The organism is Hymenobacter sp. 15J16-1T3B (genome assembly GCF_020711235.1).
Classification (GTDB): domain Bacteria; phylum Bacteroidota; class Bacteroidia; order Cytophagales; family Hymenobacteraceae; genus Solirubrum.
On the sequence record NZ_JAJFAV010000003.1, the window covers coordinates 373990 to 400408 of the forward strand.

25 protein-coding genes are annotated in these 26419 nt (G+C 63.8%); 11 read left to right on the top strand and 14 right to left on the bottom strand.

Translation table 11 applies throughout. The features are described from left to right. Positions 1 to 27: 27 nt before the first annotated feature. The 9 genes from LJ737_RS07550 to LJ737_RS07590 all read right to left on the bottom strand — a co-directional run bounded on the left by LJ737_RS07550 (position 28) and on the right by LJ737_RS07590 (position 11129). Complete coding sequence (locus LJ737_RS07550; RefSeq protein WP_227764296.1) at positions 28 to 3489, bottom strand: methylmalonyl-CoA mutase family protein; 3462 nt, start codon at positions 3487 to 3489, stop codon at positions 28 to 30. A gap of 101 nt (positions 3490 to 3590) precedes the next feature. Next, positions 3591 to 3878, bottom strand: a complete 288-nt coding sequence (locus tag LJ737_RS07555; protein WP_227764298.1) for a hypothetical protein — start codon at positions 3876 to 3878, stop codon at positions 3591 to 3593. Positions 3879 to 3946: 68 nt separating this feature from the next. Beyond that, the gene (locus LJ737_RS07560; RefSeq protein ID WP_227764300.1) at positions 3947 to 4189 is read right to left on the bottom strand and encodes a CPCC family cysteine-rich protein; all 243 of its coding nucleotides are present in this window, start codon (positions 4187 to 4189) and stop codon (positions 3947 to 3949) included. A gap of 402 nt (positions 4190 to 4591) precedes the next feature. Further along, positions 4592 to 5167 carry a dihydrofolate reductase family protein gene (locus tag LJ737_RS07565; protein WP_227764302.1) on the bottom strand — a complete coding sequence of 192 codons (576 nt, stop codon included), beginning with the start codon at positions 5165 to 5167 and terminating at the stop codon, positions 4592 to 4594. A 313-nt stretch (positions 5168 to 5480) separates the two neighbouring features. Further along, positions 5481 to 6215 carry a DUF434 domain-containing protein gene (locus tag LJ737_RS07570; RefSeq protein ID WP_227764303.1) on the bottom strand — a complete coding sequence of 245 codons (735 nt, stop codon included), beginning with the start codon at positions 6213 to 6215 and terminating at the stop codon, positions 5481 to 5483. 96 nt (positions 6216 to 6311) lie between these two features. Next, positions 6312 to 7166 carry a carboxypeptidase-like regulatory domain-containing protein gene (locus tag LJ737_RS07575; RefSeq protein ID WP_227764462.1) on the bottom strand — a complete coding sequence of 285 codons (855 nt, stop codon included), beginning with the start codon at positions 7164 to 7166 and terminating at the stop codon, positions 6312 to 6314. A 175-nt stretch (positions 7167 to 7341) separates the two neighbouring features. After that, positions 7342 to 8466 carry a WD40/YVTN/BNR-like repeat-containing protein gene (locus tag LJ737_RS07580; protein ID WP_227764305.1) on the bottom strand — a complete coding sequence of 375 codons (1125 nt, stop codon included), beginning with the start codon at positions 8464 to 8466 and terminating at the stop codon, positions 7342 to 7344. 210 nt (positions 8467 to 8676) lie between these two features. Next, positions 8677 to 9030: a hypothetical protein gene (locus LJ737_RS07585; RefSeq protein WP_227764307.1), complete on the bottom strand. Its 354-nt coding sequence runs from the start codon at positions 9028 to 9030 to the stop codon at positions 8677 to 8679. Positions 9031 to 9281: 251 nt separating this feature from the next. Then, entirely contained in the window at positions 9282 to 11129 is a 1848-nt protein-coding gene (locus LJ737_RS07590; protein WP_227764309.1) for a glycoside hydrolase family 15 protein, read from the bottom strand. A gap of 150 nt (positions 11130 to 11279) precedes the next feature. On the opposite strand from LJ737_RS07590, the gene LJ737_RS07595 reads away from it, so the two are divergent. After that, on the top strand, positions 11280 to 11555 hold the full coding sequence (locus LJ737_RS07595) for a hypothetical protein (RefSeq protein WP_227764311.1): 276 nt from the start codon (positions 11280 to 11282) through the stop codon (positions 11553 to 11555). A gap of 33 nt (positions 11556 to 11588) precedes the next feature. Beyond that, on the top strand, positions 11589 to 11993 hold the full coding sequence (locus LJ737_RS07600) for a hypothetical protein (RefSeq protein WP_227764314.1): 405 nt from the start codon (positions 11589 to 11591) through the stop codon (positions 11991 to 11993). A 9-nt stretch (positions 11994 to 12002) separates the two neighbouring features. Here the strand turns inward: LJ737_RS07600 and LJ737_RS07605 are convergent, their stop codons facing one another. Beyond that, a complete protein-coding gene (locus LJ737_RS07605; RefSeq protein WP_227764316.1) occupies positions 12003 to 12854 on the bottom strand; it encodes a hypothetical protein in 852 nt (283 codons plus the stop codon). 129 nt (positions 12855 to 12983) lie between these two features. Between LJ737_RS07605 and lepA the strand changes: the two genes are divergently transcribed. The 8 genes from lepA (at position 12984) to LJ737_RS07645 (ending at position 20418) form a co-directional block, all read left to right on the top strand. Further along, positions 12984 to 14771 (top strand): translation elongation factor 4, encoded by a 1788-nt coding sequence (gene lepA, locus LJ737_RS07610; RefSeq protein WP_227764318.1) that lies wholly within the window; start codon positions 12984 to 12986, stop codon positions 14769 to 14771. A gap of 96 nt (positions 14772 to 14867) precedes the next feature. Continuing rightward, positions 14868 to 15053, top strand: coding sequence for a hypothetical protein (locus LJ737_RS07615; protein WP_227764320.1), 186 nt, complete (start codon positions 14868 to 14870; stop codon positions 15051 to 15053). Between the two features lie 31 nt (positions 15054 to 15084). Further along, the gene (locus LJ737_RS07620; RefSeq protein ID WP_227764321.1) at positions 15085 to 15561 is read left to right on the top strand and encodes a hypothetical protein; all 477 of its coding nucleotides are present in this window, start codon (positions 15085 to 15087) and stop codon (positions 15559 to 15561) included. Positions 15562 to 15604: 43 nt separating this feature from the next. Further along, a complete protein-coding gene (locus LJ737_RS07625) occupies positions 15605 to 16516 on the top strand; it encodes a bifunctional 5,10-methylenetetrahydrofolate dehydrogenase/5,10-methenyltetrahydrofolate cyclohydrolase (RefSeq protein ID WP_227764323.1) in 912 nt (303 codons plus the stop codon). A 213-nt stretch (positions 16517 to 16729) separates the two neighbouring features. Then, complete coding sequence (locus tag LJ737_RS07630) at positions 16730 to 17311, top strand: 7-carboxy-7-deazaguanine synthase QueE (RefSeq protein ID WP_227764464.1); 582 nt, start codon at positions 16730 to 16732, stop codon at positions 17309 to 17311. A gap of 9 nt (positions 17312 to 17320) precedes the next feature. Continuing rightward, entirely contained in the window at positions 17321 to 19261 is a 1941-nt protein-coding gene (locus tag LJ737_RS07635) for an OmpA family protein (RefSeq protein ID WP_227764325.1), read from the top strand. 321 nt (positions 19262 to 19582) lie between these two features. Further along, complete coding sequence (locus LJ737_RS07640) at positions 19583 to 19954, top strand: hypothetical protein (protein ID WP_227764327.1); 372 nt, start codon at positions 19583 to 19585, stop codon at positions 19952 to 19954. 98 nt (positions 19955 to 20052) lie between these two features. Next, positions 20053 to 20418, top strand: a complete 366-nt coding sequence (locus tag LJ737_RS07645) for a hypothetical protein (RefSeq protein WP_227764329.1) — start codon at positions 20053 to 20055, stop codon at positions 20416 to 20418. A gap of 171 nt (positions 20419 to 20589) precedes the next feature. On the opposite strand, the gene LJ737_RS07650 is transcribed toward LJ737_RS07645, so the two are convergent. Next, positions 20590 to 21882, bottom strand: coding sequence for a citrate synthase (locus LJ737_RS07650; RefSeq protein WP_227764330.1), 1293 nt, complete (start codon positions 21880 to 21882; stop codon positions 20590 to 20592). 328 nt (positions 21883 to 22210) lie between these two features. Between LJ737_RS07650 and LJ737_RS07655 the strand changes: the two genes are divergently transcribed. After that, positions 22211 to 23107, top strand: a complete 897-nt coding sequence (locus LJ737_RS07655) for an aldo/keto reductase (protein WP_227764331.1) — start codon at positions 22211 to 22213, stop codon at positions 23105 to 23107. A gap of 6 nt (positions 23108 to 23113) precedes the next feature. Here LJ737_RS07655 and mnmE read toward each other — a convergent pair whose 3' ends face one another. The 3 genes from mnmE to LJ737_RS07670 all read right to left on the bottom strand — a co-directional run bounded on the left by mnmE (position 23114) and on the right by LJ737_RS07670 (position 26395). Beyond that, a complete protein-coding gene (gene mnmE / locus LJ737_RS07660; protein WP_410779945.1) occupies positions 23114 to 24496 on the bottom strand; it encodes a tRNA uridine-5-carboxymethylaminomethyl(34) synthesis GTPase MnmE in 1383 nt (460 codons plus the stop codon). A gap of 101 nt (positions 24497 to 24597) precedes the next feature. Beyond that, positions 24598 to 25257 (bottom strand): metal-dependent transcriptional regulator, encoded by a 660-nt coding sequence (locus LJ737_RS07665; RefSeq protein WP_227764332.1) that lies wholly within the window; start codon positions 25255 to 25257, stop codon positions 24598 to 24600. Between the two features lie 127 nt (positions 25258 to 25384). Beyond that, the gene (locus LJ737_RS07670; RefSeq protein WP_317206646.1) at positions 25385 to 26395 is read right to left on the bottom strand and encodes a 3-oxoacyl-ACP synthase III family protein; all 1011 of its coding nucleotides are present in this window, start codon (positions 26393 to 26395) and stop codon (positions 25385 to 25387) included. Positions 26396 to 26419: the final 24 nt, after the last annotated feature.

The following is a 26419-nucleotide window of genomic DNA, read 5'->3' on the forward strand; positions in this document are numbered from 1 at the left end:
CCGTTCAGCCAAAGCAGCCGCTGCGGCTTACATATTCCGCCGGTACTGACCGCCCACTTCGAACAGGGCGTTGGTAATCTGGCCCAGCGAGCAGGACTTCACCGTTTCCATCAGCTCCTCGAAGAGGTTACCGTTTTGCACGGCTACCTGCTGCAGGCGCTTCAGGGCGTCTTCGGCCTTGTCGCGGTTGCGGGCGTGCAGGCGCTGCAGCATGCTGATCTGGTACTGCTTCTCCTCCTCGGTGGCGCGGATAACCTCGGCGGGCTGCACCGTGGGCGAGCCTTTGGAGGAGAGGAAGGTGTTCACCCCGATGATGGGCAGCTCGCCGGTGTGCTTCTGCATCTCGTAGTAGAGGCTTTCCTCCTGGATTTTGCCGCGCTGGTACATGGTTTCCATGGCGCCCAGCACGCCGCCGCGCTCGGTGATGCGGTCAAACTCCAGCATCACGGCTTCCTCCACCAGGTCGGTCATTTCCTCGATGATGAAGGAGCCCTGCAGCGGGTTTTCGTTTTTGGCCTCGCCCAGCTCCCGGTTGATGATGAGCTGAATGGCCATGGCCCGGCGCACCGATTCCTCGGTGGGCGTGGTAATGGCCTCGTCGTAGGCGTTGGTGTGCAGGGAGTTGCAGTTGTCGTAGATGGCGTACAGGGCCTGCAGCGTGGTGCGGATGTCGTTGAAGTCGATTTCCTGGGCGTGCAGGGAGCGGCCCGAGGTCTGAATGTGGTACTTCAGCATCTGCGAGCGGGCGTTGGCGCCGTACTTCAGCTTCATGGCCTTGGCCCAGATGCGGCGCGCCACGCGGCCCATCACGGCGTACTCGGGGTCCATGCCGTTGGAGAAGAAGAAGGAGAGGTTGGGCGCGAAGTCGTTCACGTCCATGCCCCGGCTCACGTAGTACTCCACGAAGGTGAAGCCGTTCGACAGCGTAAGGGCCAGCTGGGTGATGGGGTTGGCCCCGGCCTCGGCAATGTGGTAGCCCGAAATCGACACGGAGTAGAAGTTCCGCACCTTGTTGGTGATGAAGTACTGCTGCACGTCGCCCATGAGGCGCAGCGAGAACTCCGTGCTGAAGATGCAGGTGTTCTGGGCCTGGTCTTCCTTCAGGATGTCGGCCTGCACGGTGCCGCGCACCTGCGAGAGCGTGCGGGCCTTGATGGGCTGGTACACCTCGGCGGGCAGCACCTGGTCGCCGGTCACGCCGAGCAGCAGCAGGCCCAGGCCGTCGTTGCCCTCGGGCAGCTGGCCCTGGTAGCGCGGGCGCTCCTGGCCCAGCTCCTTATAGATGGCGTCGATTTTCTGGTCGACTTCCGCTTCCAGGCCGTGCTCCTTGATGTACAGCTCGCACTGCTGGTCGATGGCGGCGTTCATGAAGAAGGCGGCCAGTTGGGCGGCGGGACCGTTGATGGTCATCGACACGGACGTAACCGGGTCGGCGAGGTTGAAGCCGGAGTAGAGCTTTTTGGCGTCGTCGAGGCAGCAGATGCTCACGCCGCTGTTGCCGATTTTGCCGTAGATGTCGGGGCGGTGGTCGGGGTCTTCGCCGTAGAGCGTCACCGAGTCAAAGGCCGTGCTCAGGCGCTTGGCGGGCAGGCCGGCCGACACGTAGTGGAAGCGGCGGTTGGTGCGCTCCGGGCCGCCTTCGCCGGCGAACATGCGGGTGGGGTCTTCGCCCTCGCGCTTGAAGGGAAACACGCCGGCGGTATAGGGAAACTCGCCGGGCACGTTTTCCTGCAGCATCCACTTCAGCAGGTCGCCCCAGGCGGCATAGCGCGGGGTGGCCACCTTGGGCACTTGCAGGTGGGAGAGGGTTTCGGAGTGCGTCTTGATGCGGATTTCCTTGTCGCGCACCTTGAACACGAACTCCGGGGCTTTGTAGGCGGCTACCTTTTGCGGCCAGGTTTCCAGGAGTTTCCAGTTCTGCCCGTCCAGCCGGAGCTTGATTTCCTCGAAGGTTTTCTCCAGGCCGGTTGCGAGCTGATCGGGTTGGAGTCCGTCGCGGCTGCTCCCCCCGGTTCCGGTTGCGGCGCCAAGGCTCCGGACGGCGTCAAGGCTTTGGCGGAGTCCGTAGAGCTGCTGAGCGGTTTCGGCTTGTTTATCGACCCACTGGTCATATTGGCGGATGGTTTCGGTGATTTCGGAGAGGTAACGCGTGCGGTGGGGCGGAATGATATACACCTTCTCGCTGGCTTCCTCCGAGGTTTCGAGGGTGGAATGGAAAGGCGTGCCGGTTTTGCGCTCAATGGTGCTGAGCACGGCCCGGTACAGGCGGTTCATGCCCGGGTCGTTGAACTGCGAGGCGATGGTGCCGAACACCGGCAGCTCGTCGGCCTTGGTGTCCCAGAGCTGGTGGTTGCGCTGGTACTGCTTGCGTACGTCGCGCAGCGCGTCCTGGGCACCGCGCTTGTCGAATTTGTTCAGCGCAATGACGTCGGCGAAGTCGAGCATGTCGATTTTCTCCAGCTGGGTGGCCGCTCCGTACTCGGGCGTCATCACGTACAGGCTGGCGTCGGAGTGCTCGATGATTTCGGTGTCGGATTGCCCGATGCCGGAGGTTTCGAGGATGATCAGGTCGAAGTCGGCGGCGCGCACCACGTCCACCGCGTCCTGCACGTACTTGCTCAGGGCGAGGTTGCTCTGGCGGGTGGCCAGGCTGCGCATGTACACGCGCGGGTTGTTGATGGCGTTCATCCGGATCCGGTCCCCGAGCAGGGCGCCGCCGGTTTTGCGCTTACTCGGGTCGACCGAGATGATGGCAATGGTCTTGTCGGGGAAGTCGAGCAGGAAGCGGCGCACCAGCTCATCCACCAAGCTCGATTTGCCGGCGCCGCCGGTGCCGGTGATGCCCAGGATGGGGGCCTTTTTGTCGCTCTTGCCTTCCACGCGCTGGTCGTTGCCGGCTTCGCTGCGCTGGAACTCGGCTACCAGCTGGGTCTTCACGCGCTCAAACTCCTCGGGGAAGTTTTCGGCGGCTGAGATGAGGCGGCCGAGGGAGCGGGCGTCCTTTTCCTTGACGTGGCCGGCTTCGCCGTTCAGGTTTTTGCCGGTGGGGAAGTCAGCCTTTTCGAGCAGGTCGTTGATCATGCCCTGCAGGCCCATGGCGCGGCCGTCGTCGGGGGAGTAGATGCGGGTGATGCCGTAGCCCTGCAGCTCCTCGATTTCGGAGGGCAGGATAACGCCGCCGCCGCCGCCGAAGATTTTGATGTGACCCGCGCCGCGCTCCTGCAGCAGGTCGTGCATGTACTTGAAGAACTCGTTGTGGCCGCCCTGGTAGCTGGTAATGGCAATGGCCTGGGCGTCTTCCTGGATGGCGCAGTCCACGATTTCCTGCACCGAGCGGTTGTGGCCAAGGTGAATGACCTCGGCGCCGCTGCTCTGGATGATGCGGCGCATGATGTTGATGGCCGCGTCGTGGCCGTCGAACAGCGCGGCAGCAGTCACGATGCGGACGTGGTTCTGGGGTTTATAGGGAGCTACGGGAGCTGGGTGCATGGTAGGGTTCCGAACGAGTGGGAAATGGGCGGCTAAAGTACGAAAAACGGGCGGCGGAGGCTTACAAGTGTTAGGTGAAGCAGTGAAGGGATATTGGGGTGTTATTCCGGATCAGCGGGGAATATGTCTTCGGGTAATGGCTGAAATCTTTTTCCACCGGTAGTGTTGAAACTATGTAATAGCCGTTCGAGTGCCTCAAATGGAATGTCTATCGGGCTGAAAGTGGCGAAGTCAATTTTTCGCAAATCATCGTGACGGAATATTTCTAGTAACCATACCCATTGCTGATCCACGTACTCCCACAGTTCCCAGCCGGCTCCATCCCGGTTAGATACGTCGCCTGCTCCCATAATTTGGAAACGACGGTTGTTGATAACGAAGTCAGCCATATGAGATGTGTAGAGCGTCCGTTTTGAGCTGGTTGATGAAATACGTTGAGGCTTAGTGCTTACCTGGGCTACAGATCATGCGGTGACGGCGGTTTGGCATCTTTTACGAATTCCTTTTCGCAGGCTCCCAATTGCCTATAGTTCTCCCGGGCAACTTCTATCGATACATAGTTGGGCCCGTCAGCATCATTGGTATCTACTTCTTCCTGATAATGGTCTTGCTGCCACCAGCAGACGTAGCAAATTTCAAGGGCTCGTTCGATGGTCTTGTAGCCGCAGCAGGCGCAGGCTTGTTTTCGGACGAATTTCATGCGTTGTAGTTTAGGCTACCGGAAAAAGACCGTGCATCGCTTTGATGGGTGCGAGTGGAGTGTCGAGGGGTAACACGGCCGAGGCGTGCGGCTTAGGCTTCGTTATTCTCGACATGAATCCTAATGCAGGCATCAAGGGCTTCGACAGCGGTGATATGGCTTTGAACGAAGGCGTCAGGGCTCTGAACAAACGTGACATGCCTCTGAACGGTGGTGACATGGCCCTGACGTTTTTAGCCCGCAGAGGCCACCGGAGAAATGCAGATGGCGCAGAACTCAGCATTGTCTGCGCCAACCTCCGCTTACTCTGTGGGCTACAGTCGTCCGCGCAGCCTCACCGCAGCTCCGCCAGCCGCAGCCGGAAGCCGGGCAGCTGTGCTTCGGCGGACGGCCGAAACAGCCTCAACGCTGCAGCGGCCCCACGTGCCGGTACGTGTTGAGCAGCACCCCAGTGGAAGTTGCCTGCGAGCTGACAAAGGCCAGTTCGCGCGGCGCGGTGCCCTCCGAAAACATGCGTTTGCCCCGGCCCAGCAAGACCGGGTAGACCATTAGCACCACTTCATCCACTAATCCCTGCTCGAACAACACGGATGTGAGCGTGGAGCTGCCGCAGACAATCAGGTCGGGGCCGTCGGTGGCCTTGACGCGGCGGATGCCTTCGATGACGTCCGCACCCAGGTCCTGCGCCGGGCCCCAGCTCAGGCTGTCCGGCCGGTGCGTGGCCACGTATTTTGTTGCTGCGTTCAGCCCGTTGGCAATCGGACTATCCCCGGCCTGGGGCCAGAAGCCGGCCCAGGCGTCGTAGGTGCGGCGGCCCAGCAGCAGATCGAAGCGGCTGCCGTAGGCCTCTACGACGGCCGCCAAGCCCGCGGGCGTGCGAAACGGGGTGGTCCAGTTGCCGTACGCGAAGCCCTGGTCGCTGTCGTGCTGAATCACGCCATCCAGGGAAATGTGTTCCATGATTCGGATTTTGCGCATGAGGGGAGCTAGTGGAGTTGTGACCCACAAAGGTGGTCCGGCCGGCGCAGATGGACGCGGGGTATTCAAGACAAAAGACCGGGCCGTTTGCGACGTTTCATCGCCGCCAGTTTAGGCTTTCAGTTCTATAAAGAACCCCAACCGGCGCACAGGGTAGCGCGGGCTTTACCGGCATCCGGCTGGTCAATTTCTTCGCCGGTGGGCGTATCCGTTGTGGGTCAGGATCGAGTTTGCGTCCATGCGGGCGGAACTGACCTTGCTCTGGTTAGGGGGCGTGGGGTTGCGGCAGCTCCGCCCCGCGCTGCTGCTACCCTCAACCCGCCGCTTCGTCCTGGCTTAAATCCAGTAGCCAGCGCGGCAACTCGGCCTGCAAAGCCAACGCGGCCAGGTTAAGCCAAGTGCCGGCGCGGTCCAGCACCTCCGAATCCGAAGTCACTACAATGTCAGTGGTGTCGGCCAGCACCGTGTCGGGGTTCATCACCACCTCGGCGGTCCATGTGAGGCCGAGCTCGGGGCCCAGGTCGCGCAGGCGGGCGGCGAGGCGGCCGCTGTTGGACACGGGCTGATCGAGCAGCCAGCGGATGGGGCCGGGATGCAGGGGGCGCAGCGCGGCGGCGGCCAGGCGGATGGCGCGGTCGGTTTCCTGCACGGCCCGGTAGGTGCCGTGAATGCTCGACAGGTCGCGCAGGGCGGAGTCACGTCCGCGCAGCACCACGCCGCCGCTCAGGGCCGTTTCCAGGGTGATGAGCAGGTTGAAGCCGTCGATGGCGACGGGACAGCCGCCGAGGTCGGCGGCGGGCAGTTGCTTGGTGGTGCGCTGAGCCAGCTGCTCGTCGGTGCAGGCGGCGCGGCCCACGGCCCAGCGCTGCCGCTCGGTGAGGGAGTACCGGTCGCCCACCAGTTTGAGGGTGCCGCCGGGCGGGTAGCCGCGCGTCAGCAGCCAGGACATTTCGGCCGTGGCGCGGCGCAGCTCGGGCAGCCAGCGGGGCGCAAACAGTTCACCATCGGCGGGGTGCGGGCCGCGGTGGCGGGTATCGGCAGGGCGCATAACGAACAACAGGAGGCGCCAGCAGCGGCGCGGTGGGCAGTAGGAGTGAAGCCAGGGGGACGGAAGGTAGCGCCCGCGGTTCCGGCGGGGCGTTGGTTACTCCGTCAGCAAGGAGAAGTACAGGCTGGGCTGCATGGGGTGGATGGTCCAGAGGGCCTGGCTGTTTTCGCGCTCCACCATGGTCTGCTTCGGGTCGCGCTTGACGGGGATGCTGAAATACTTGTTTTCGGGCTTGCTCGTCTCGCTTTGCAGCCACTGAAGGGTGGCCACCACAGGCTGCGCGGCCAGGGCAATTTGGTAGGGGCGCAGGTCCAGCGTCACCCAGCCTTTCTGCCAGCGCACCACCTTCAACTGCACGTCCTGGCTGAGCAGGGGCTTGCCGGGGCGGCCGTTTTCCAGGGCGTAGAGGTTGAGGCGGAAGCGCAGGTGCTCGTAGGTGTTGTCGAAGAAAAACACGTGCAGCTCCTCCAGCAAGGCCGGCTTAGGAGGCGTCAGCACCGTGCCCAGCTCCCAGCCCCACTCCGTATCGACGGTTTCCAGGCCCGAGGAGCCGGCCATCCAGCGCACGTCGCCCTTGTCTTGGGTGCGGCCGAGCGTGGCCGGGTGCACCGGGCGGTGGGCAATCTGCACGGTCTGCAGGGTTTGCTGCTCGGGCGGGAGCTTGAACACCCGCTGCCCGGCCGCCAGCGCCGCCGGCGGCACCACCACGCGCCCGAAGCCCACGCTGGTGACAATGACGGTGTCGGTCAGGGCCGGCAGGCGCAGCACGTAGCGGCCTTGCTCGTCGGCCACGGTGCCCAGGCCGCGGCGGGGCACACCGAGGGTGGCGAAGGGGACAGGCAGGCCGGTTTGGGCGTTCAGGACCTGGCCTTGCAGCGGGGTGGGTTGGGCCAGGGCCGGGAGGGTGAGCAGGCCGAGAAGCGGGGCGGCAAGCAGCCGGCGGATAAGCATCAAAGCAGAAATAGGAAAACGAGCAATGGGCGGAAGCGGGCCCGAAGGGTTGCGCCGGCGGCGGTAAAAGTAGCCGTTCGGGGTGGGTGGGGGCTACGCGGTTGCGCCCGGCAGGGTTGGGGCCGCAATGCCGCGGCGGCTGCCAATGCCGTGCCAGCCGCCGTTCCTGAGACGCTCAGCGGCGCGGCGCCCGCACTTGCAGCTGCGCCCGCCCGGTTGAGAGCCACACCCGTTCCGGCCCGAAAAACGCGTACGGCTGGGCCGCGGAGCCCACTGGCAGCCGCTCCTGCTGCCAGCTGCGGCCCGCGTCGGGGCTGCGGTAGAAGCGGTAAACCGGCTGCTGGGGCTGGTCGGCGGCGAGCAGCACCGAAACGCTGGAACCCGCTAGGTGCAGGGCTACCGGCCGCAGCCGCTCCCCGTGGGTTGGCACGAAGCGGTGCACTTCGGTATAGCGGCCCGTGCGCGCCGCGCGCTGCAGCAGCCGGGCGCTGCCGTCGGCGGCGGCACTGACCAGCCAAAGGTTGCCGGCGGCGTCGAGCAGGGGCGCGGCTTCGACGTGGCCGCCCGGAATGGCTTCGACGGTTACGGCCCCGCTGCGCCAATTGACGTGGGCCAGCGAATCCGCAAACCGGCGGGGCGGCCCGGGCGGCGCGAGTAGCAGCCAGGCCGTGCCGCCCGGGGCCGCTACGCCGTCGAGGGCGGGTACGGGCCGCCGCAGCCGCGCCGGCTGCCAGCTGCGGCCGCCATTGGCCGTGTGATACAGCACGGGCGGGGCGGGGGGCGGCGCGTCGGTTGCCAGCACTAGCCCCTGGGCGGTGTCGGCGAAGGAAACGGTCAGCACCCGGCCGGGCACCGCCCGGCCTAGCAGCTGCCAGCTCAAGCCGCCGTCGGCGGAGCGCAGCAGCCGAGAGGTGTCGCGGGCGCTGCCGGAGGCGGCTTCCTGCAGCTCCACGGCGTAGGCCGTGCGCCCCGCGCGGGTGGCCAGGGTGAAGCGGCGGCCCTTGCCAATAACGTGCAGCTGCCAGCTGCGCCCGGCGTCGGTGGTGCGAAACACCGTGGACACTTGTTCGGCCGAAACGGTGCGCGTGCGGGCCGCCGCGTCGCTCCAGGCGCTGCCCAGCAGCAGGCCGGTGGAGTCGTCGAGGAAGAGCAGGGCGCCGGCGCGGTGGTTGGCCAGCGGAAAGCCGGTGGGCGAAATCAACTGCCAGGACGCCGCCGGGGAAGAGCAGGCGGCCAGTCCCGCAGCCGCAGTGGTGGCGGAAAGGGCAACTCGCCGCGCCCAATGGAAAAACCGAAGCATGGCGGCAAAGTAAATACCGGCGACAGTTCAGCGCCGCGTCCCTGGCCCTGGCAGATGCCCAGGCAGCAAACCAGGGAAGCCGCGACGCCCCGCCCGCCGACTCTGGCGAGCCGGCGGCGGGGCGCCTTTGAGCGAGTTTGGAGTTGGTCTAAAAGAGCTCTGAAACATTATGCTCCGACAAGCTCAGCAGGGCCAACACCAACCACGCACTTACTTCGCGGCCTGCTTTTCCAGCGCCTGCTCCAGCTCGTCGGCGGCTCGTTCGATGTCGTGGTAGCCTTGCTGAGCCGCGCGCTCCTTGGCCGCCAGCAGTCCGTCGCGGTGCACGGTTTTGAAGTCGCCGAAGGGGAATTTGTAGCGGCCTTTGGTGTCTTCGCCCAGGGAGGTGTCCTCGCCCAGGTGCCACTTGGCGTACTCCTCGATTTCGTGCTTGGCGAGGTACTTGTTTTCGGCGGCCGTGTCGGGGTTGTGCTCCCGCCAGTGGCCGGAGTCGTTCTTGAACTTGCCCTCTTTGATAAGCTGTTTGGCGTAGCGGACGGCGGCTTGGTTGAGTGTTACGGACATAGCGCTTGGGGAAGTTGGGTCAACTCCGCAGTACGCGGCCGGACCGCCGGCCGTTAACGTTGAGCTAAGCGCGGCTAGCGGGCTTGCTGGTGTGTCAGGCTTCGGCAACCGCCGCCCAATACGTGCACGCTTATAGCATTCCAAGACTAGCCGTTATCGAGCAGTTAATAATACCATTAGGGCTCTACGTTGAAAGAGCTGTTTATGCAGTCTTAAGGGGAAAACAAACGCGCTACCAAGCCTACTTTGGTTTACACAAACTGGTGCCCTTGGGGCTGGCCGGCGCGGCGGGCGTCCAGGTCGCGGTTGAGCTGAAACGCGGCGCTGATCAGGGCCAGGTGCGTAAAGGCCTGCGGGTAGTTGCCGATTTGCTCCCCCTCGGGCCCGATCTGCTCCGAATAGAGCCCCAGCGGCGAAGCAAAGCCCAGCAGCTTCTCAAACAGCAGCCGCGCTTTATCAATCTGCCCGGCCCGCGAGAGGTTTTCGATAAACCAGAACGAGCACATGGTAAAGGCGCCTTCCTGCCCGCGCAGCCCGTCGGTGGCCCCGTCCTCGGCGCGGTAGCGAAACATGAGCGAGTCGAGCACCAGCTCCTGCTCGATGGTGCGCAGCGTGGCCTGCCAGCGCGGCTCGGCGGGGCTGAACATGCGCATCAGCGGCAAGAGCAGCACCGAGGCGTCGAGCACCTGGCTGCCGCGGTACTGCACGAAGGCCTGCCGCTCCTCGCTCCAGAAGTTGTGGTAGACTTCCTGGTAAATCTCGTCGCGAATGCGGTGCCACTCCACCAGCGGGGCCGGAAAAGACCGGTCGCGGGCAATGCGGATGGCGCGGTCCAGGGCCACCCAGCACATGAGCTTGCCCGAAATAAACGGCCGCTCCTCGTCGCGCACTTCCCAGATGCCGTGGTCGGGCCGCTGCCAGTTGTCGGCCACGAAGTTGACCAAGCGGCACAGGTGCTGCCAAAAGTCGAAGGTGATGGCGCCGCCGTAGCGGTTGTAGAGGTACACCGTGTCGAGCAGCTCGCCGTAGATGTCGAGCTGAAACTGCCGGGCGGCGCCGTTGCCGATGCGCACCGGCTGCGAGTCGCGGTAGCCGCTCAGGTGGGGCAGCTCCTGTTCGGGCAGTTCCGCGTTGCCGTCGACGGCGTACATCAGCTGCAGGTCGCCGGCTTCGGGCAGCTCCACGCAGCGCTCCATGATCCAGCGCAGAAAGGCCTTCGACTCTTCCATAAAGCCCAGGCGCAGGAAGGCGTACATGGTAAAGGCCGCGTCGCGAATCCAGGTGTAGCGGTAGTCCCAGTTGCGCACCCCGCCGATGCTTTCGGGCAGGGCAAAGGTGGCGGCGGCCACCGTGGAGCCGTGCTGCAGGGAGGTGAGCAGCTTCAAAGTAATGGCCGAGCGCAGCACCGTTTCGCGCCAGCGGCCGGTGTAGGAGCTCTTTTCCACCCAGTTCTGCCAGAAGTGCAGCGTGTCCTGAAAGGCGCCCTCGGCGTAGTGCGCCAGGTCGCCGGGAATAAACGCGGGGTCGTCGACGGGCGTGGCCTCGATGACGAAGCTGGCCGTGTCGCCGGCGCGCAGCGTCCACTCGCCGGTGGCTGCGCCGTCGGCCACGCGTAGGGGCTGGTCGGCGAGCAGGCGGAACTGCCGGGCGTCGGGCCCCAGGCTGCGGAACAGCAAGCTGCCGTCGGGCTGGGGCACTACCTCGTGGGGCTGGCGGGCGTAGTCGAAGCTGGGGGCGCAGCGCAGCCGAAACGTCAGCTCGCCCTTCACCAGGCGCAGCTTGCGCACCACGGCGCAGTTCTGGCCCGGGTGCTTGATGGGCATGAAGTCGGTGAGCTCGGCAATGCCGGCGGCGCAGTAAAAGCGGGTAAGCAGCACGCCCGTATCGGGCAGGTAGAGCTGCTTGCTGCGCACCGCCTCGTCGGCCGGTCCGATCAGCCAGGAACCGCCCCGGTCCGCGTCGAGCAGGGCGGCAAAGACGGTGGGCGAGTCGAAGCGGGTGAAGGGCAGGTAATCCAGCGAGCCGGCCTTCGACACCAGCGCGACGGTGTGCAAGTTGCCAATCAGGCCATATTCTTCCAGCGGGGGATACTGCGGCATATACAACGGGGCAGGCGAGGGAATACCCGCTTCCTACGCAAGCCCGGGCCGGACCGCCGTGTCCGGGCGCACAAACTCCGCCTTTCACCGGCTAGCAACTCCGCCGCCGAAGCGCGTATCTGCCGGCTGCTACGCTTTATGTTGATACCGATGATTCGTTCGATTCTGCGTGTTAACAGCTCATGCGCACTGGCCGGGCTGCTCGGCTGCGCGCCGCTGCTGCGCGTCACGCTGGGCTTCAAGCCGCCCCAGCCCGAAACCACGGCCAGCCAGCTGGCTTACGCCCAAGCGCTGGGCCTGCCGCCGGCGCAAGTGGCCTTGGCCCGGCCCGCGTTTGTGCTCGACCACCGCCGCGACACCCTCCTCTACGCCAACCCCAACGCGAACCGCGGCCTGTACATCGGCGGGGGTAAGGTGCAGCGGTAGGATACCGTGCCGGTCGACTTTTCCTTTCCGACCGTGCTGCTCTTCGACGCCCAGGGCCGCGGCCTGCGCCTAGCCCCCGACAACCAGTGCGCCCCGGGCAAGTACAGCATCGTGAAGCCGGCCATAGCGCAGCTGAACCAGCCCCTGCGCGTCGACGCGCGCCGGTACAACGCCGATTTCGACGCCGTGGCCGCCGGCTTCACTACCGCCGACGGGCAGCCGCTGACTTTTGCGCGCGTGCAAAACGGCAGCCGGCTGTACGTGGGGCTGTTCGGCATCCAAAACTGGGACCGGGAAACGCGCAAGCAACTCGCGCTGCTGCAAGCCGAGCTAAGCAAGCTGCCGCCCGGCCAGGCGCAAGTGCTGTACTTCAACTGCGACTTGAGCCCGGAAGCTTGGGCCGAGATGCAACGGGGCAAGCTCAAGAAGGCCCAGTAGTAGGTAGGCTTAGCCGAAGTGCACGCCCGGGCCCAGTACCACCCGCGCCGCCGCCAGCGCCAGCAGCACCAGCACCGCCAGGCCCGCCGCAAACCGGGTCTTTTGCGGCATTTCCACGGTAAACGCAAACAGCTCGTTGCTGCTGCTCACCGCCAGCGGGGCCAGGGCCACGAACAAGGTGGCCAGGTGCAGCCCCTCGTTGACGCTTAGGTGCGGAAACTTGGCCAGGGCAATCAGCGCCGAGCCCAGCAGCCAGGGCAAAAACAGCGTGGCCCAGAGCAGCCGGCGGCGCTGCTCAAAGCGCATGAGCGTGCGCGAGTCGTGGCTCTGCAAAAACAGCGGGGCCGCCAGGTAGCCCAGTGCCAGCAGCACCAGGCCGCTGAGCACGGCCACCGCCACGTTGACGGCGTTGCCGGCCAAAAACACCCAGCTCGGCACAAACCAGAAGCCCGACTCGGTAATGGTGTCGGCCACCATGGCGCCGAAAAACAGGTTGAGCCCGTGCAGCACCAGCCACAGCAGGTACTGCTTGAGCAGGCCGCGCCGCAGCCGGGCCCGCTGCCAAAACCACAGCGCCGCCACCACCGCCAGCAGCAGGCACACCAGCGGCCCCACGCTGTACACGGCCACCACCGCCTGCCGCCACCACGCCGTGTCGGCAATGCGGAACTGAATGCGGCTCAGGCCCCAAATGCCCGGAATGCGCAGCTGCCGGGCCATGAGCACGGTGGCCAGCCGGAAGGCCGTGTCGGCCGTGAGGTAGGCCAGCACGAAAAGCAGGGTGGAGTTGCAAGCGGCAATCAGCGTCTTCTGGCCGAGGTCGGTGGAAGCGGGCTGAACGGAGGTATCGGTGGCGGACATGGCGGGGGGAACTAGCGCGAATGTAAGCGGGTTGGCCTCGTACTGCCAAGCAGCAAAGCCGCCCGCCGGTAGCATTTGCCGGCCGAAAGCCCTACCTTCGCGGTTGCATACAGCCTTTATTACCCCCGAGTGAAGAACATTCGCAACTTCTGCATCATCGCCCACATCGACCACGGCAAAAGCACGCTGGCCGACCGCCTGCTGGAATTTACCAGCACGGTGAGTCAGCGCGAGATGCAGGCGCAATTGCTCGACAACATGGATCTGGAGCGGGAGCGGGGCATCACCATCAAGAGCCACGCCATCCAGATGCAGTTCCCCTACAAGGGGGAAATGTACACGCTCAACCTCATTGATACCCCCGGCCACGTCGACTTCAGCTACGAAGTGTCGCGCTCCATTGCCGCCTGCGAAGGCGCCTTGCTGATCGTCGACGCCTCGCAGGGCATCGAAGCCCAGACGATTTCCAACCTGTACCTCGCCATCGGGGCCGACCTGGAAATCATTCCGGTGCTCAACAAAATTGACCTGCCGCACGCCATGCCGGAGGAGGTCACCGACGAAATTGTGGACCTGATCGGCTGCAAGCCCGAGGACATCATCCACGCTTCGGGCAAAACCGGCATCGGCATCGAGGCCATTCTCAACGCCATCGTGGAGCGCGTGCCCGCGCCCTCCGGCGACCCGGAAGCCCCGCTGCAAGCGCTGATTTTCGACTCGGTATTCAACTCCTACCGCGGCATCGAAGTGCTGTTCCGCATCAAGAACGGCACCATGCGCAAGGGCGACAAGCTGCGCTTCATTGCCACCGGCAAGGAGTACGGCGCCGACGAAATCGGGGTGCTCAAGCTCAACCAGGAGCCGCGCGGCGAAATGTCGGCCGGCAACGTGGGCTACCTGATTTCGGGCATCAAGGAAGCGCGCGAAGTGAAAGTGGGCGACACCATCACCCACGTGGCGCGCCCCACCACCGAAGCCATTGTGGGCTTCGAGGACGTGAAGCCGATGGTATTCGCCGGCATTTATCCGGTAGACACGACCGAGTACGAAGAGCTGCGCTCCTGCATGGAGAAACTGCAGCTCAACGACGCCTCGCTGGTGTGGGAGCCCGAAACCTCGGCGGCCCTGGGCTTCGGCTTCCGCTGCGGCTTCCTGGGCATGCTGCACATGGAAATCGTGCAGGAGCGCCTGGAGCGCGAGTTCAACATGACCGTGATTACCACCGTGCCCTCGGTGCAGTTCAAGGTCATTTCGAACCGCGACGAGCTCAAGATGGTATCGGCCCCGAGCGAAATGCCCGAGCCCAACCTCATCAAGCACATCGAGGAGCCCTACATCAAGGCGCAAATCATTACCGCCGCCGAGTTTGTGGGCCCGATTATCACTTTGTGCATGGAAAAGCGCGGCATCATCAAGGGCCAGTCGTACCTGACGTCCGAGCGGGTGGAGCTGTCGTTTGAGCTGCCGCTGTCCGAAATCGTGTTCGACTTCTTCGACAAGCTCAAGACCATTTCGCGCGGCTACGCCTCGCTGGACTACGAGCTGATCGGGTTCCGGCAGTCCGACATGGTGAAGCTGGACGTGATGCTCAACGGCGAGAAGGTGGACGCCTTGTCGGCCATCGTGCACCGCTCCAAGAGCTACGACTGGGGCAAGCGCCTCTGCGAAAAGCTCAAGGAGCTGCTGCCGCGCCAGATGTTCGAAATTGCCATTCAGGCCGCTATCGGGCAGAAAATCGTGGCCCGCGAAACCGTCAAGGCCCTGCGCAAAAACGTAATTGCCAAGTGCTACGGCGGCGATATTTCGCGGAAGCGCAAGCTGCTGGAAAAACAGAAAGAAGGTAAGAAACGGATGCGCCAGGTGGGCTCCGTGGAAATTCCCCAAGAGGCCTTTTTGGCCGTCCTCAAGATTGACTAATGCACAAAACGCGGTTCCGATCGGGCCGCGTTTTTTGTTTCCTTTCACTTCATGCAATTCTTGCAAAAGCGCTGTGTGACCAACCCCACAATCCCCATGAATAGCACCACGCTGACCCAGAACTGCACGAGCGAAGACCAACTAGAACGCATCCGCCGCGGCCAGGAACTGCGCTTCCGCTGGCGCGACGACTGGCCCGTGCTGGAGCAGGCCATCCTCAAAGCCGGCCGCGAAGCCATTGCCCGCAACGCCGAAACGGCTACCGCCGCCAGCGAGAAGTAACCCCCCACCGCTTGCCCGCCGCGTACGGCCAATGACGCCACAAGCCTTCCTACGCACCGAGGACCTACGCGCCCTGATAGCGCAGCTGGTCGGTACCCAGCCCTGGCGCAGCCGGGCGGGCAACGGCACCGGCTCCATCTTCACAATGGAGTTCGGGGAGCCGCTGCCCACCGATGCCACCCAAGGAGCGTTTTCGCTGATGGTGTACTGCGCCTGGCGAATCGTGCGCGGGGATGAGGTGCTGCTTAGCTGGCACGACGACTCCGATGCAGTCCTGGCCCCGGGCCTGGCGGCGCTGGAAGGCCTTCCGGTAACTGCCGTTGAATTGTCGGCCTGGCGGGACCTGACCGTTCGTTTTGCCGACGGCCGGGCCCTGCACATCCTGAACGACTTCTCGCCTCATCAGGACTTCGACTGCAACTGGTTTGTTATCCACCAGGGTCGCCAGGCCTACGGGGTGCAGCCCGATAATACCATTGTGCTGGAGCCCGTTGGAGGCAAGGACTGACCAACTGTCGGCCGCTCATTCCGAACACCAACCCTTCTCTCATATGACCACTGCTCCCGACGCCACGACCTACCGCCTCATCGACGGCAAGCAGACCGCCGAGAACATCAAGCAGGAAATTGCCGCCGAGGTGACGCGCCTCCGCGAAGCCGGCCAGAAGGTGCCCCACCTCGCGGCCATCCTCGTGGGCCACGACGGCGGCTCTGAAACCTACGTGCGCAACAAAGTGCTGGCCTGCGAAGCCGTGGGCTTCGGCTCCACGCTGCTGCGCTTCGAGGATGACATCACCGAGGCCGCGCTGCTCCAGCAGGTGGAGGACCTGAACAACGACCCGGAAATCGACGGCTTCATCGTGCAACTGCCCCTGCCCAAGCACATCGACCCGAACAAGGTCATCGAGGCCATCCGGCCGGAGAAGGACGTCGACGGGTTCCACCCCATGAACATCGGCCGCATGGTGGCCGGGCTGCCCGCGCTGCTGCCCGCCACGCCCTCGGGCATCGTGGAGCTGCTGCGCCGCTACGAGCTGCCCACCGACGGCAAGCACTGCGTGGTTATCGGACGTTCGAATATTGTGGGTACGCCTGTTAGCATCTTGCTGGCTAAGAACTTGGAGCCAGGTAACTGCACCGTTACTTTATGCCACTCGCGCACCCAGGACCTGGCCAGCATCACCCGCACCGCCGACATTCTGGTGGCGGCCCTGGGCCGTCCCGGCTTCGTGACGGCCGACATGGTGAAGCCCGGCGCGGTAGTCATCGACGTGGGCACCACGCGGGTGGAGGACGCCTCGAAGAAGTCGGGCTGGGCCCTGCGCGGCGACGTGGACTTTGCCGGCGTGGCCCCGCTGTGCTCCTATATCACCCCTGTGCCGGGTGGCGTCGGCCCAATGACCATTGCCATGCTGCTGCTGAACACGCTGCGCGCGGCCAAGGGCGAGGTGTACCCGCGCTAAGGGCGGGCAAATGTCCCGCTGAAATTGCCAGTTTCACCGGGGAATTGTATTTTTAAGGTCGGGCCGCCGGGTGGCCGGAGGAACCCCAAACGGGGGGAGCTTCGTTTACCAAGCGGCCCGGCTTTTTTTCTGCCCTACCATTTCGCTTTGCTTTACCCTCTGCCCACCCTTTCCCCGTCTGATGCGTTGACCACTCCCGCGGCTTTGCCCGTGATGGAGCAGTTTTACACGATTCAGGGCGAAGGGGCCAACGCCGGGCGCGCTGCCTACTTCATCCGCCTCGGCGGCTGCGACGTGGGCTGCCACTGGTGCGACGTCAAAGAATCCTGGGATGCCGACCTGCACCCGCGCCACAGCCTCGACAGCCTCGTGGCCGCCGCGTCGGCGCACCCCGGCCGCAACGTGGTCATTACCGGCGGCGAGCCGCTGATGCACGACCTCGGCCCGCTTACCCGCGCCCTGCACGCCGCCGGCCTGCAGACCTGGATGGAAACTTCCGGCGCCCACCCGCTCTCGGGCGAGTGGGACTGGATCTGCTTGTCGCCCAAGAAATTCAAGGCCCCGCTACCCGAAGTGCTGCAACACGCCCACGAGCTGAAAGTCGTTGTATTCAACAAAAGCGACTTCGCCTGGGCCGAACAGCACGCCGCGCAGGTGGGCCCCGAGTGCCGGCTGTTCCTGCAGCCCGAGTGGAGCAAAGCCGCCCAGGTGACCCCGCTCATCATCGATTACGTCAAGCAGCACCCGCAATGGCAGGTGTCGCTGCAGACGCACAAGTACCTCGACATTCCCTAGCGCCCCTCTATGCGTCGCGTGTTGCTGCCCCTGCTGGTCGTGGCTGCCGGCTGCCTGCTGCCCCTGCAGCCGGCTACCGCCCAGGTCAAAACCCCCATCACCAATACCAAGGCCAAGAGCCTGTGGGAAAAAGCCCAGCAGCAAGTCAAGGACCGGGAGTTTAACAAGGCCATTGAGACGCTCAGCACGCTCAACCAGAAATTCCCCTCGATGGGGGAGCCGTACCTGCTAAAAGGCCAGCTCTACAAGGCCATGGGTGACACTCGCTCGGCCTTTGAAGCGTACCGCCAAGGCGTTGAAAAGACGGCGTTTGACCCCGGTCGGATGAACGACTACTTCACCTTGGGCGAGCTGGCCATGAGCTTTGGCGAGTACCAGTCGGCGCTGGATGCTTACCAGAAGTACCTGAAGGTGGCGCCCAAGGGACAGCGCTACATTCCGAAAGCCCAGCAGCAGGTGCAGAACTGTGAGTTTGCGCTGAAAGCCATGCAAAACCCGGTGGGCAAGGCCCCCGAGCGCCTGGGCAATCCGCTCAACACTTTCCGCTTTCAGTACTTCCCGGCGGTGACGGCCGACAACCGCTTCCTCGTCTACACCGCCCGCAAAACCGGCGAATCGGACGAGGACATTGTCATCAGCCGCATCGAGAAGGACGGCTCCTTCGGAGAGCCGCAGCTGATTTCCTCGGCCATCAACTCACAGTTCAATGAGGGCGCCGGCTCCATCTCCGGGGACGGCAAAACCTTGGTGTTTGCCTCCTGCGACCGGCCCGGCGCCGTGGGCAACTGCGACTTGTACATCTCGCGGCGCACCGGCAACAGCTGGAGCAAGCCGCGCAACCTCGGCCGCAACGTCAATTCCGTGGCCTGGGACTCGCAGCCCACGCTGTCGGCCGACGGCCGCACGCTCTACTTCACCTCCGACCGCCGCGGCGGCGTGGGGCTGGAAGACATTTACGTGACGACCCTGCAGGAAGACGGCACGTGGTCCATTGCGCGCAACGTGGGCGCGCCGGTGAACACCACGGGCAAGGACATGGCCCCGTTCATTCACGCCAGCGGCAGCACGCTCTACTACGTCTCCGACGGCATGGTGGGCATGGGCGGCCTCGACGTGTACAAGGCCAACCTGAGCGGGGGCAAGTTTGGCAACCCCGAAAACCTGGGCTACCCGCTCAACACCTTTGAAAACGAAGCCTCGCTGTTCATCAGCTCCGACAACCGCCGCGGCTTCTGCGCCCGCACCCGGCCCGCCGAGGCCGCCGTGGCCGAGCGCGACCGGCCGGTGGAGCTCTTCGGCTTCGAAGTGCCCGCGGCGGTGCGCTCCAGCGAGCAAAGCACCTACACCCAGGGCCGCGTGTTCGACGCCGTGACCAAAAAGCCTCTGCAGGCCGACGTGCAGCTCTACGACCTGAAAACCGACGAAATGGTGCAGGCCGTGATGAGCGACCCGGAAAGCGGCGACTACACCGTGGTGCTCAACGAAGGCCACCAGTACGGCATGTACGCCGTGGCCGATAAGTACCTGATGAAGAGCCTGAATTTCGACTACTCCGACAAGCGTAGCTTCGACCCGCTCACCCTCGACATTTACCTGGAGCCGCTGCGCGCCGGCCGCGCCATTGTGCTCAACAACCTCTTCTTCGACACCAAGGAATACGCCCTGAAGCCCAACTCCCGCACCGAGCTCAACCGCCTTATCAAGTTCATGAGCCAGTACCCGGACGTGCAGGTGGAAATTTCGGGCCATACCGACGACGTGGGAACCGACGACGACAACATGGTCTTGTCGAAGAACCGCGCCAAATCGGTCTACAACTACTTGGTGGAGCACAAAGTGAAGGCCGAGCGGCTGCGCTACCGCGGCTACGGCGAGTCGAAGCCCCTGGCCCCGAACGATTCGGAGGAACACCGCCAGCAGAACCGCCGCATCGAACTGCGCATTCTGTAGGCTTCTCAGCTTTTTCTGGTCCGTCAAACGGCCGGTTTTGCCCCGCAAAACCGGCCGTTTGACTTTTTTTTGTGCTATATCGGCGCTTTTTTATTGACTGATTAAAATGCTGAAAATGAGCGTTTATTGTGGTTTTGATAAAAGTTAATAGATAGAATAGTTACAAAATTTCTTTTTGCTATTTCATTTTTATCCCCACACATTTGGTCGAACCCAATGCCGTTCCCGGGCTGCCGTTTTGGCTCGGATACCGGGTTTCGCTCTTTGTCATTTTCACTTAAACCCGTTTTCACCATTGTCCAATCTCCACACTCCCGTCCCATGAAAAAGCTCCTCCTGCTGGCCGGCCTGGCCTTTGGGTTCCTGACCGCTGCCAACGCCGCTACGGACCCCGAGGGTGACAATCCGCTCAACCAACGCGCCACCGTACTGACGCGGGCCATGGCCAGCAAAATGCAGCTCGACGAAGGCCAGTACCTGAAGCTAAAGCAGCTGAACCTGCGCATGCTCAGCACCATGGAAGACCTGAAGGACCGTTTCGCCGCCGACCCCGAAATCCGGGACATCCGGATGGCCGAAGCCCAAACCAGCTACCACATGGAACTGGCCCTGATGCTGCGTCCGACCCAACTCACGGCCTACAAGCAAAGCCAGGCCAGCATGACCGCTCTGGGTCTTCCCAGCAGCCGCTAGTGCGCCTGACAACGTCCCTGCCGAGCTCACACGGCGGGGACGTAGCTTGGGCCGGGTTGTCTGCCGCATGATCCACGCCACAACACAATCCACCGCTCATGAACAAACTGTTTTTTCTTCCGTCGCTGGGTCTCTGCCTGGTACTGGCCCACGGGGCCACGGCCGGCCAGGAGCCCACCCTCAACGACCGGGCTACCACGCTCACCCAGCAGATAGCCCAGAAAGTACCCCTGAACGAAGCTCAATTCGTGAAGGTGCGCCGCCTCAATCTGCAATACCTCAGCAGCACGCAGGACCTGAAAGCGCGCCTGGCCGATAACCCCGCCGCCCTCGACCAGCAGCTGGCCGAGCTGCAGGACCGCTTCGACTGGGAAATGGCCGCCATCCTCTGGCCGCGCCAAATGACCGCCTACCGCCAGTCGCGCGCCAACATGACGGCCCTCGGCTCCTCGACCGAGCGCTGAGCCCCGGCAACCATTCACTCGCACTCACTCACCACGTTTCACTCACTCGCTTTTTCACTCACACTCAGTTCTTTGCTTAGCCGGGTGGGCTGTTGCAGCAGCCCGCCCACACGCAAAAACGCCAGCCTTGTTGGGGCTGGCGTTTTTTTATGCGGTCAGAAATGAGGCTGACTAGGCGCGCTCGTTGATCGGCACGTAGTTGCGCTCTTTCTCGCCCACGTAGATCTGGCGCGGGCGGCCGATGGGCTCCTTGTTTTCGCGCATTTCTTTCCACTGGGCAATCCAGCCGGGGAGGCGGCCCAGGGCAAACATCACCGTGAACATCTCCGTGGGAATGCCCAGGGCTTTGTAGATGATGCCCGAGTAGAAGTCCACGTTCGGGTAGAGCTTGCGCTGGATGAAGTACTCGTCGGTGAGGGCGGCTTGTTCCAGCTCCTTCGCGATTTTCAGCAGCGGGCTGTCCTGCAGGCCCAGGGCCGTCAGCACCTCGTCGGCGGCCTTCTTGATGATGGTGGCGCGCGGGTCGAAGTTCTTGTACACGCGGTGGCCGAAGCCCATCAGGCGGAACGAGTCGTTCTTGTCCTTGGCCTTGGCGATGAACTTGCTGGTGTCGCCGCCGTCGCGCTCAATGGCTTCGAGCATCTCGATAACTTCCTGGTTGGCACCACCGTGCAGCGGGCCCCACAGGGCGTTGATGCCGGCCGATACCGAGCCGTAAAGCGAGGCGTTGGCCGAACCCACCAGGCGCACCGTCGAGGTCGAGCAGTTTTGCTCGTGGTCGGCGTGCAGGATGAGCAGCTTGTTGAGGGCGCTGACGACGACCGGGTTGAGTTCGTACTTCTCCGTGGGGAAGCTGAACATCATGTGCAGGAAGTTCGAGCAGTAGTCCATGTCATTCCGCGGGTAGTTCAGCGGATGACCCATCTGGTTTTTGTAGGTCCAGGCGGCGATGGTGGGCAGCTTGGCCATCAGACGGATGACGTTCAGGTCGATTTCCTCCTTGCTCAGGTCCGGCGACACGCTTTCGGGGTAGAAAGCCGTCAGGGCGCAAATCAGCGAGGAGAGGATGGCCATGGGGTGGGCCGCCGACGGGAAGCCGTCGAAAATCTTGCGCACGTCCTCGTGCACGAGGGTGTGCTTGGTAATCTGCGAGCTGAAGTCTTTCAGCTGCGCTTCGGTCGGCAGGGCGCCGTAGATCAGAAGGTAGGCGACTTCCAGGAAGCTGGACTGTTCGGCCAGCTGCTCGATGGGGTAGCCGCGGTAGCGCAGAATACCTTCTTCGCCGTCGAGGAAGGTAATGGCGCTTTTGGTGGCGCCAGTGTTTTTATAGCCCGAATCCAGCGTCACGTAACCGGTTTGGTCGCGGAGCTTGTTGATGTCGATAGCCTTTTCGTGCTCGGTGCCCTCGAATACCGGCATCGCGTACGATTTGCCGTCGAGGATAATTTCAGCGGTTTCTGCCATTACTTACTGATTAGTGGACAGGGAGAGTGGGTGGCGTGCGAGGGCGAAGTACGGCATTAGCACTTTGCCCTGCAACCCGGCGGCGAGTTTGCCGCGGGCCAGGTGTAGTACAAATGAAGCTGAGCGGTTGTTTGACCTTGAGAGCCAATCAAAACCGTTAGAAGGCTCAGGCTGAGGTTAAAAAAAATTAAGGTGGCGGCTTCCTCAGCCAGTGCAATTTTTGCCGGCCCCAGGAGCCGGCGCCGCAACGAATGGGGCCAGCTCCCGGCGGAGCGGCGCCAACTTTTCGCCGCGCTGCGGCTTATTCAGCGGTACCATCCTGCTCCGCATGAAGCTTCACCAACTCGGCACTTCCGATTTGCGCGTCAGCGCCGTCAGCTTCGGCTGCATGTCCCTCGGCAACGACCACGCCGCCAACGCCCGCCTGCTGCACCAGGCCCTCGATGCGGGCATCAACTTCTTCGACACCGCCGATTTGTACCAAAAGGGCGAAAACGAAGCCAGCGTCGGCAAGGCATTCCTGGGCCGGCGCGCGGAAGTGGTGCTGGCCACCAAAGTCGGCAACCAGTGGCGCCCCGACGGCAGCGGCTGGGACTGGAACCCCACGAAAAGCTACATCCTACAAGCCGTGGAAGGCAGCCTGCGCCGGTTGCAGACCGACTACATTGACCTCTACCAGCTGCACGGCGGCACCGTTGAGGACCCGATTGACGACACCATCGAAGCCTTCGAGCTGCTGCGGCAGCAGGGCAAAATCCGGGCGTACGGCATTTCGTCCATCCGGCCTAACGTCATCCGCGAGTACGCGCAGCGTTCCAGTATTGCCAGCGTGATGATGCAGTACAGCCTGCTGGACCGCCGGCCCGAGGAAAGCTGCCTGGATTTGCTGCAGGAGCATCACGTGAGCGTGCTGGCGCGGGGTAGCTACGCCCAGGGGCTGCTGCTGGGCAAGGCGGCCAAGACCTATCTGAACTACTCCGCCGAAGAAGTGGCCCGCGCTGCCCAAGCCGTGCAGATGGCCGCGGAGCCGCCGCGCCCGGCTTCGGAAACGGCCGTACAGTTTGCCCTGGCGCACCCGGCCGTTACGTCGGCGGTGCTGGGCATCCGCACCGAGCAACAGTTACGGGAGGCCGTGGCTGCCGGCCAGGCCCCGCCGCTGACGGATGCGGAGTTGCAAATGCTCCGCCATGCCTTGCCGGTCAACCGGTACGAGCAGCACCGGTAGCCCGGGCTACTTGCCGATGCAGAAGCGGGTGAAGATGCTGCCCAGCAAATCGTCGGAGCTGATGTCGCCGGTGATTTCGCCGAGGGCGCGTAGGGCCCGGCGCAGGTCGGAAGCCACCAGCTCGGTGCCCAGGCCGTGCTGCAAGCCCTGCTGCACGGCCGTCAGGGCTTCGGCGGCCACTTCCAGGCTGCGAGCGTGACGCAGGTTAGTCACGATGGTGGCGGCGCCGGCGTCGAGGCCTTCTTTGCGCACGGTGGCGAGCAGGCGCTGCCGCAGCTCCTCCAGGCCCGCATGGCTGGCGGCGGAGAGCAGCAGCATATCGGGGTAAGCGGCGCGCAGCTCGGCGACGGCCGCGGCCGGTGCTTCGTCCAGCTTGTTGCCGACGAGCAGCAGGGCCGCGCCTGCGGGCAGGGGTAAATCTGCTACGTCAGCCGCTACTTCGGCAGGCGAGGCGGTGGCCAGGTCGAAGAGGTAGAGCACCACGGCGGCCTGCTGCACGCGCTGCCGGGTGCGCTCCACGCCAATGGCCTCGACCACGTCGGTGGTGGCGCGCAGGCCGGCCGTGTCGACGAAGCGAAACTTGATGCCTTCCAGGCTGACCTCGTCCTCGATAAAGTCGCGGGTGGTGCCCGGAATGGCCGACACGATGGCGCGCTCCTCGTTAAGCAGGGCGTTGAGCAGGGTGCTCTTGCCCGCATTGGGCCGCCCGGCAATGACGGTGGTGACGCCGTTTTTGATGACGTTGCCCAGCTCAAAGGAGCGCAGCAGCCGTTGCACCAGGGTTTTAACTTCCGTCAGCAGCTTCAGCAAGCCGGTGCGGTCGGCAAATTCCACGTCTTCCTCGCCGAAGTCCAGCTCCAGCTCCAGAAGGGCCGCGAAGTCGATGAGGCGCTGGCGCAAGTCGGCCAGTTCGCGCGAGAAGCCGCCGCGCATCTGGTTCAGGGCCACGCGGTGCTGCAGGGCCGAGTCGGCGGCAATCAAATCGGCCACGGCCTCGGCCTGGGCCAAATCGAAGGCGCCGTGTAGAAAGGCGCGCTTGGTAAACTCCCCAGGCTCGGCCAAACGGGCGCCGCGGCGCACCAGCAGGGCCAGCAGCTCGCGCACGATGTAGTCGGAGCCGTGGGTGCTGATTTCGACCACGTCCTCGCGGGTGTAGGAGTGCGGGCCGCGAAACAGGCTGACCACCACTTCGTCGAGGATGGTGTCGCCGTCGCGCAGGGTACCGTAGTGCAGGGTGTGGCCGGGCTGGGCGGTCAGGTCTTTGCCGCGAAATACCTCGTTGGTCAATGCTATAGCTGCCGGGCCCGAGAGGCGCACGACGGCAATAGCCCCCGCGCCGGGCGGGGTGGATAGCGCAACGATGGTATCGGAAAGGGCGAGGGGCAGCAAGGGAAAAAGCGTGAAGCGGTGAAGTGGGAAGTCAAAGTGAAGCGGCGCAACTGGCAGGCGCTAGGAAGCATGCCGCAGCGCACCCGTTACAGCTTTACCACTTAAAACGTGACGAATAGATTACGGCTGACCTCCGCCGAAATTTGGTTTTTCGGTTGCTGGTTGATGCTTATTTCTAGTGAGTTGTCGAATAAGATCTTATCCAGTACTTCAATGTGGCAGCCCAGGCTGAGGCCGACCTTGTTCAGGTACTGCAGGAAGGGCTGGGACGTGTTTTTAACCGCCACCAATAGGCCTTGTTGGCCGGGTTTCAGCTCCGAGAGCAGCTGGTGCTGGGGGCGGAGCATGGCCCCGTCCTCGCGCGGAATCGGGTCCCCGTGCGGGTCGACTTCCGGAAAGCCCAGGAACTCATCGAGCCGACGCACGAGCACGGGGGAGCTGATGTGCTCCATTTCCTCGGCCACGTCGTGCACCTCGTCCCAGGCAAAGCCCAGCTTTTGCACCAGAAACACCTCCCAGAGGCGGTGCTTGCGGATGGTGAGCAGGGCCAGCTGGCGCCCCTCGGCCGTGAGCAGCACCCCGCGGTAGCGCTGGTAGCTCAGCAGGCCTTTTTCGCCGAGGCGGCGCAGCATGTCCGTCACCGACGCGGGCCGGGTCTGCAGCACTTCGGCAATGCGGTTGGTGCTGACCTCGGCGCCGGGCTCGGCTTCCGACAACTTGTAGATGGCCTTCAGGTAGTTTTCCTCGGTGTGGCTGGGCAAGGCGGAGAATGGCTGAATGGAGAGGTATGAATTCCGGCTGGGGCGCCGAAGTCACGCGGCAAAGGTCCCAAAAAAAAGTGAGGCCGACGCAGCGCGTCGGCCTCACCAGGCTCTTAAAAAATGGCGGCTACCACTTGATCAGCGCCGAGGCCCAGGTGAAGCCCGAGCCGAAGGCGGCCAAGCAGATCAGGTCGCCGGACTTGACGCGGCCTTCCTGCACGGCTTCGCTCAGGGCCAGGGGCACGGAGGCGGCGGTGGTGTTGCCGTACTTCTGAATGTTGCTGAACACCTTGTCGGCGCCCAGGCCCATTTTCTGGCCCACGTACTGGGTGATGCGCAGGTTGGCCTGGTGCGGAATGAGCAGGTCGATATCCGAGGCCTGGTAGCCGTTGGCCTGCAGGGCTTCGTTGATGACTTCCGGGAAGCGCGTGACGGCGTGCTTGAACACCTGCTGCCCGTTCATGTAGGGGTACATGGCTTCCGGGTCGTCGAGCACGACCTGCACGCGGTTTTCGCGGTTGGAGCCCGGCTCTTTGGTAATCAGCTCCTCGGCGTACTCGCCCTGCGCGTGCAGGTGGGTGCTCAGGATGCCGTGGCCCTCGCGCGAGCTGCGGCGCAGCACGGCCGCCCCGGCCCCGTCGCCGAAAATCACCGACACGGCCCGGCCGCGGGTGGTTTTGTCGAGGCCCGAGGAATGGATTTCGGAGCCGACGACCAGCGCCGTTTCGTACATGCCGGTTTTGATGAACTGGTCGGCCAGCGAGAGGGCGTAAATGAAGCCCGAGCACTGGTTGCGCACGTCGAAGGCCGGAATGGGCGCCTTGATGCCCAGCTCGCGCTGCAGCAGCACGCCCGAGCCCGGGAAGAGGTAATCGGGCGAGAGCGTGGCGAAGACGATGAGCTGCACGTCGTCGGGCTGCAGGCCGGCTTGCTCCAGGGCCATGCGGGCGGCGCGGGCGCCCATGTTGGCGGTGGTGTCTTCGCCTTCGTTGAACCAGCGGCGCTGCTGAATGCCGGTGCGCTCCTGAATCCACGCGTCGGTGGTTTCCATGAGGCCTTCGAGGTCGGCGTTGGTGACCACGCGGGACGGCACGTAGTGGCCCATGCCGGCAATTTCGGCGGTATACAATTGGGACATGATGTTGATGGGGGTGAGAAGGAA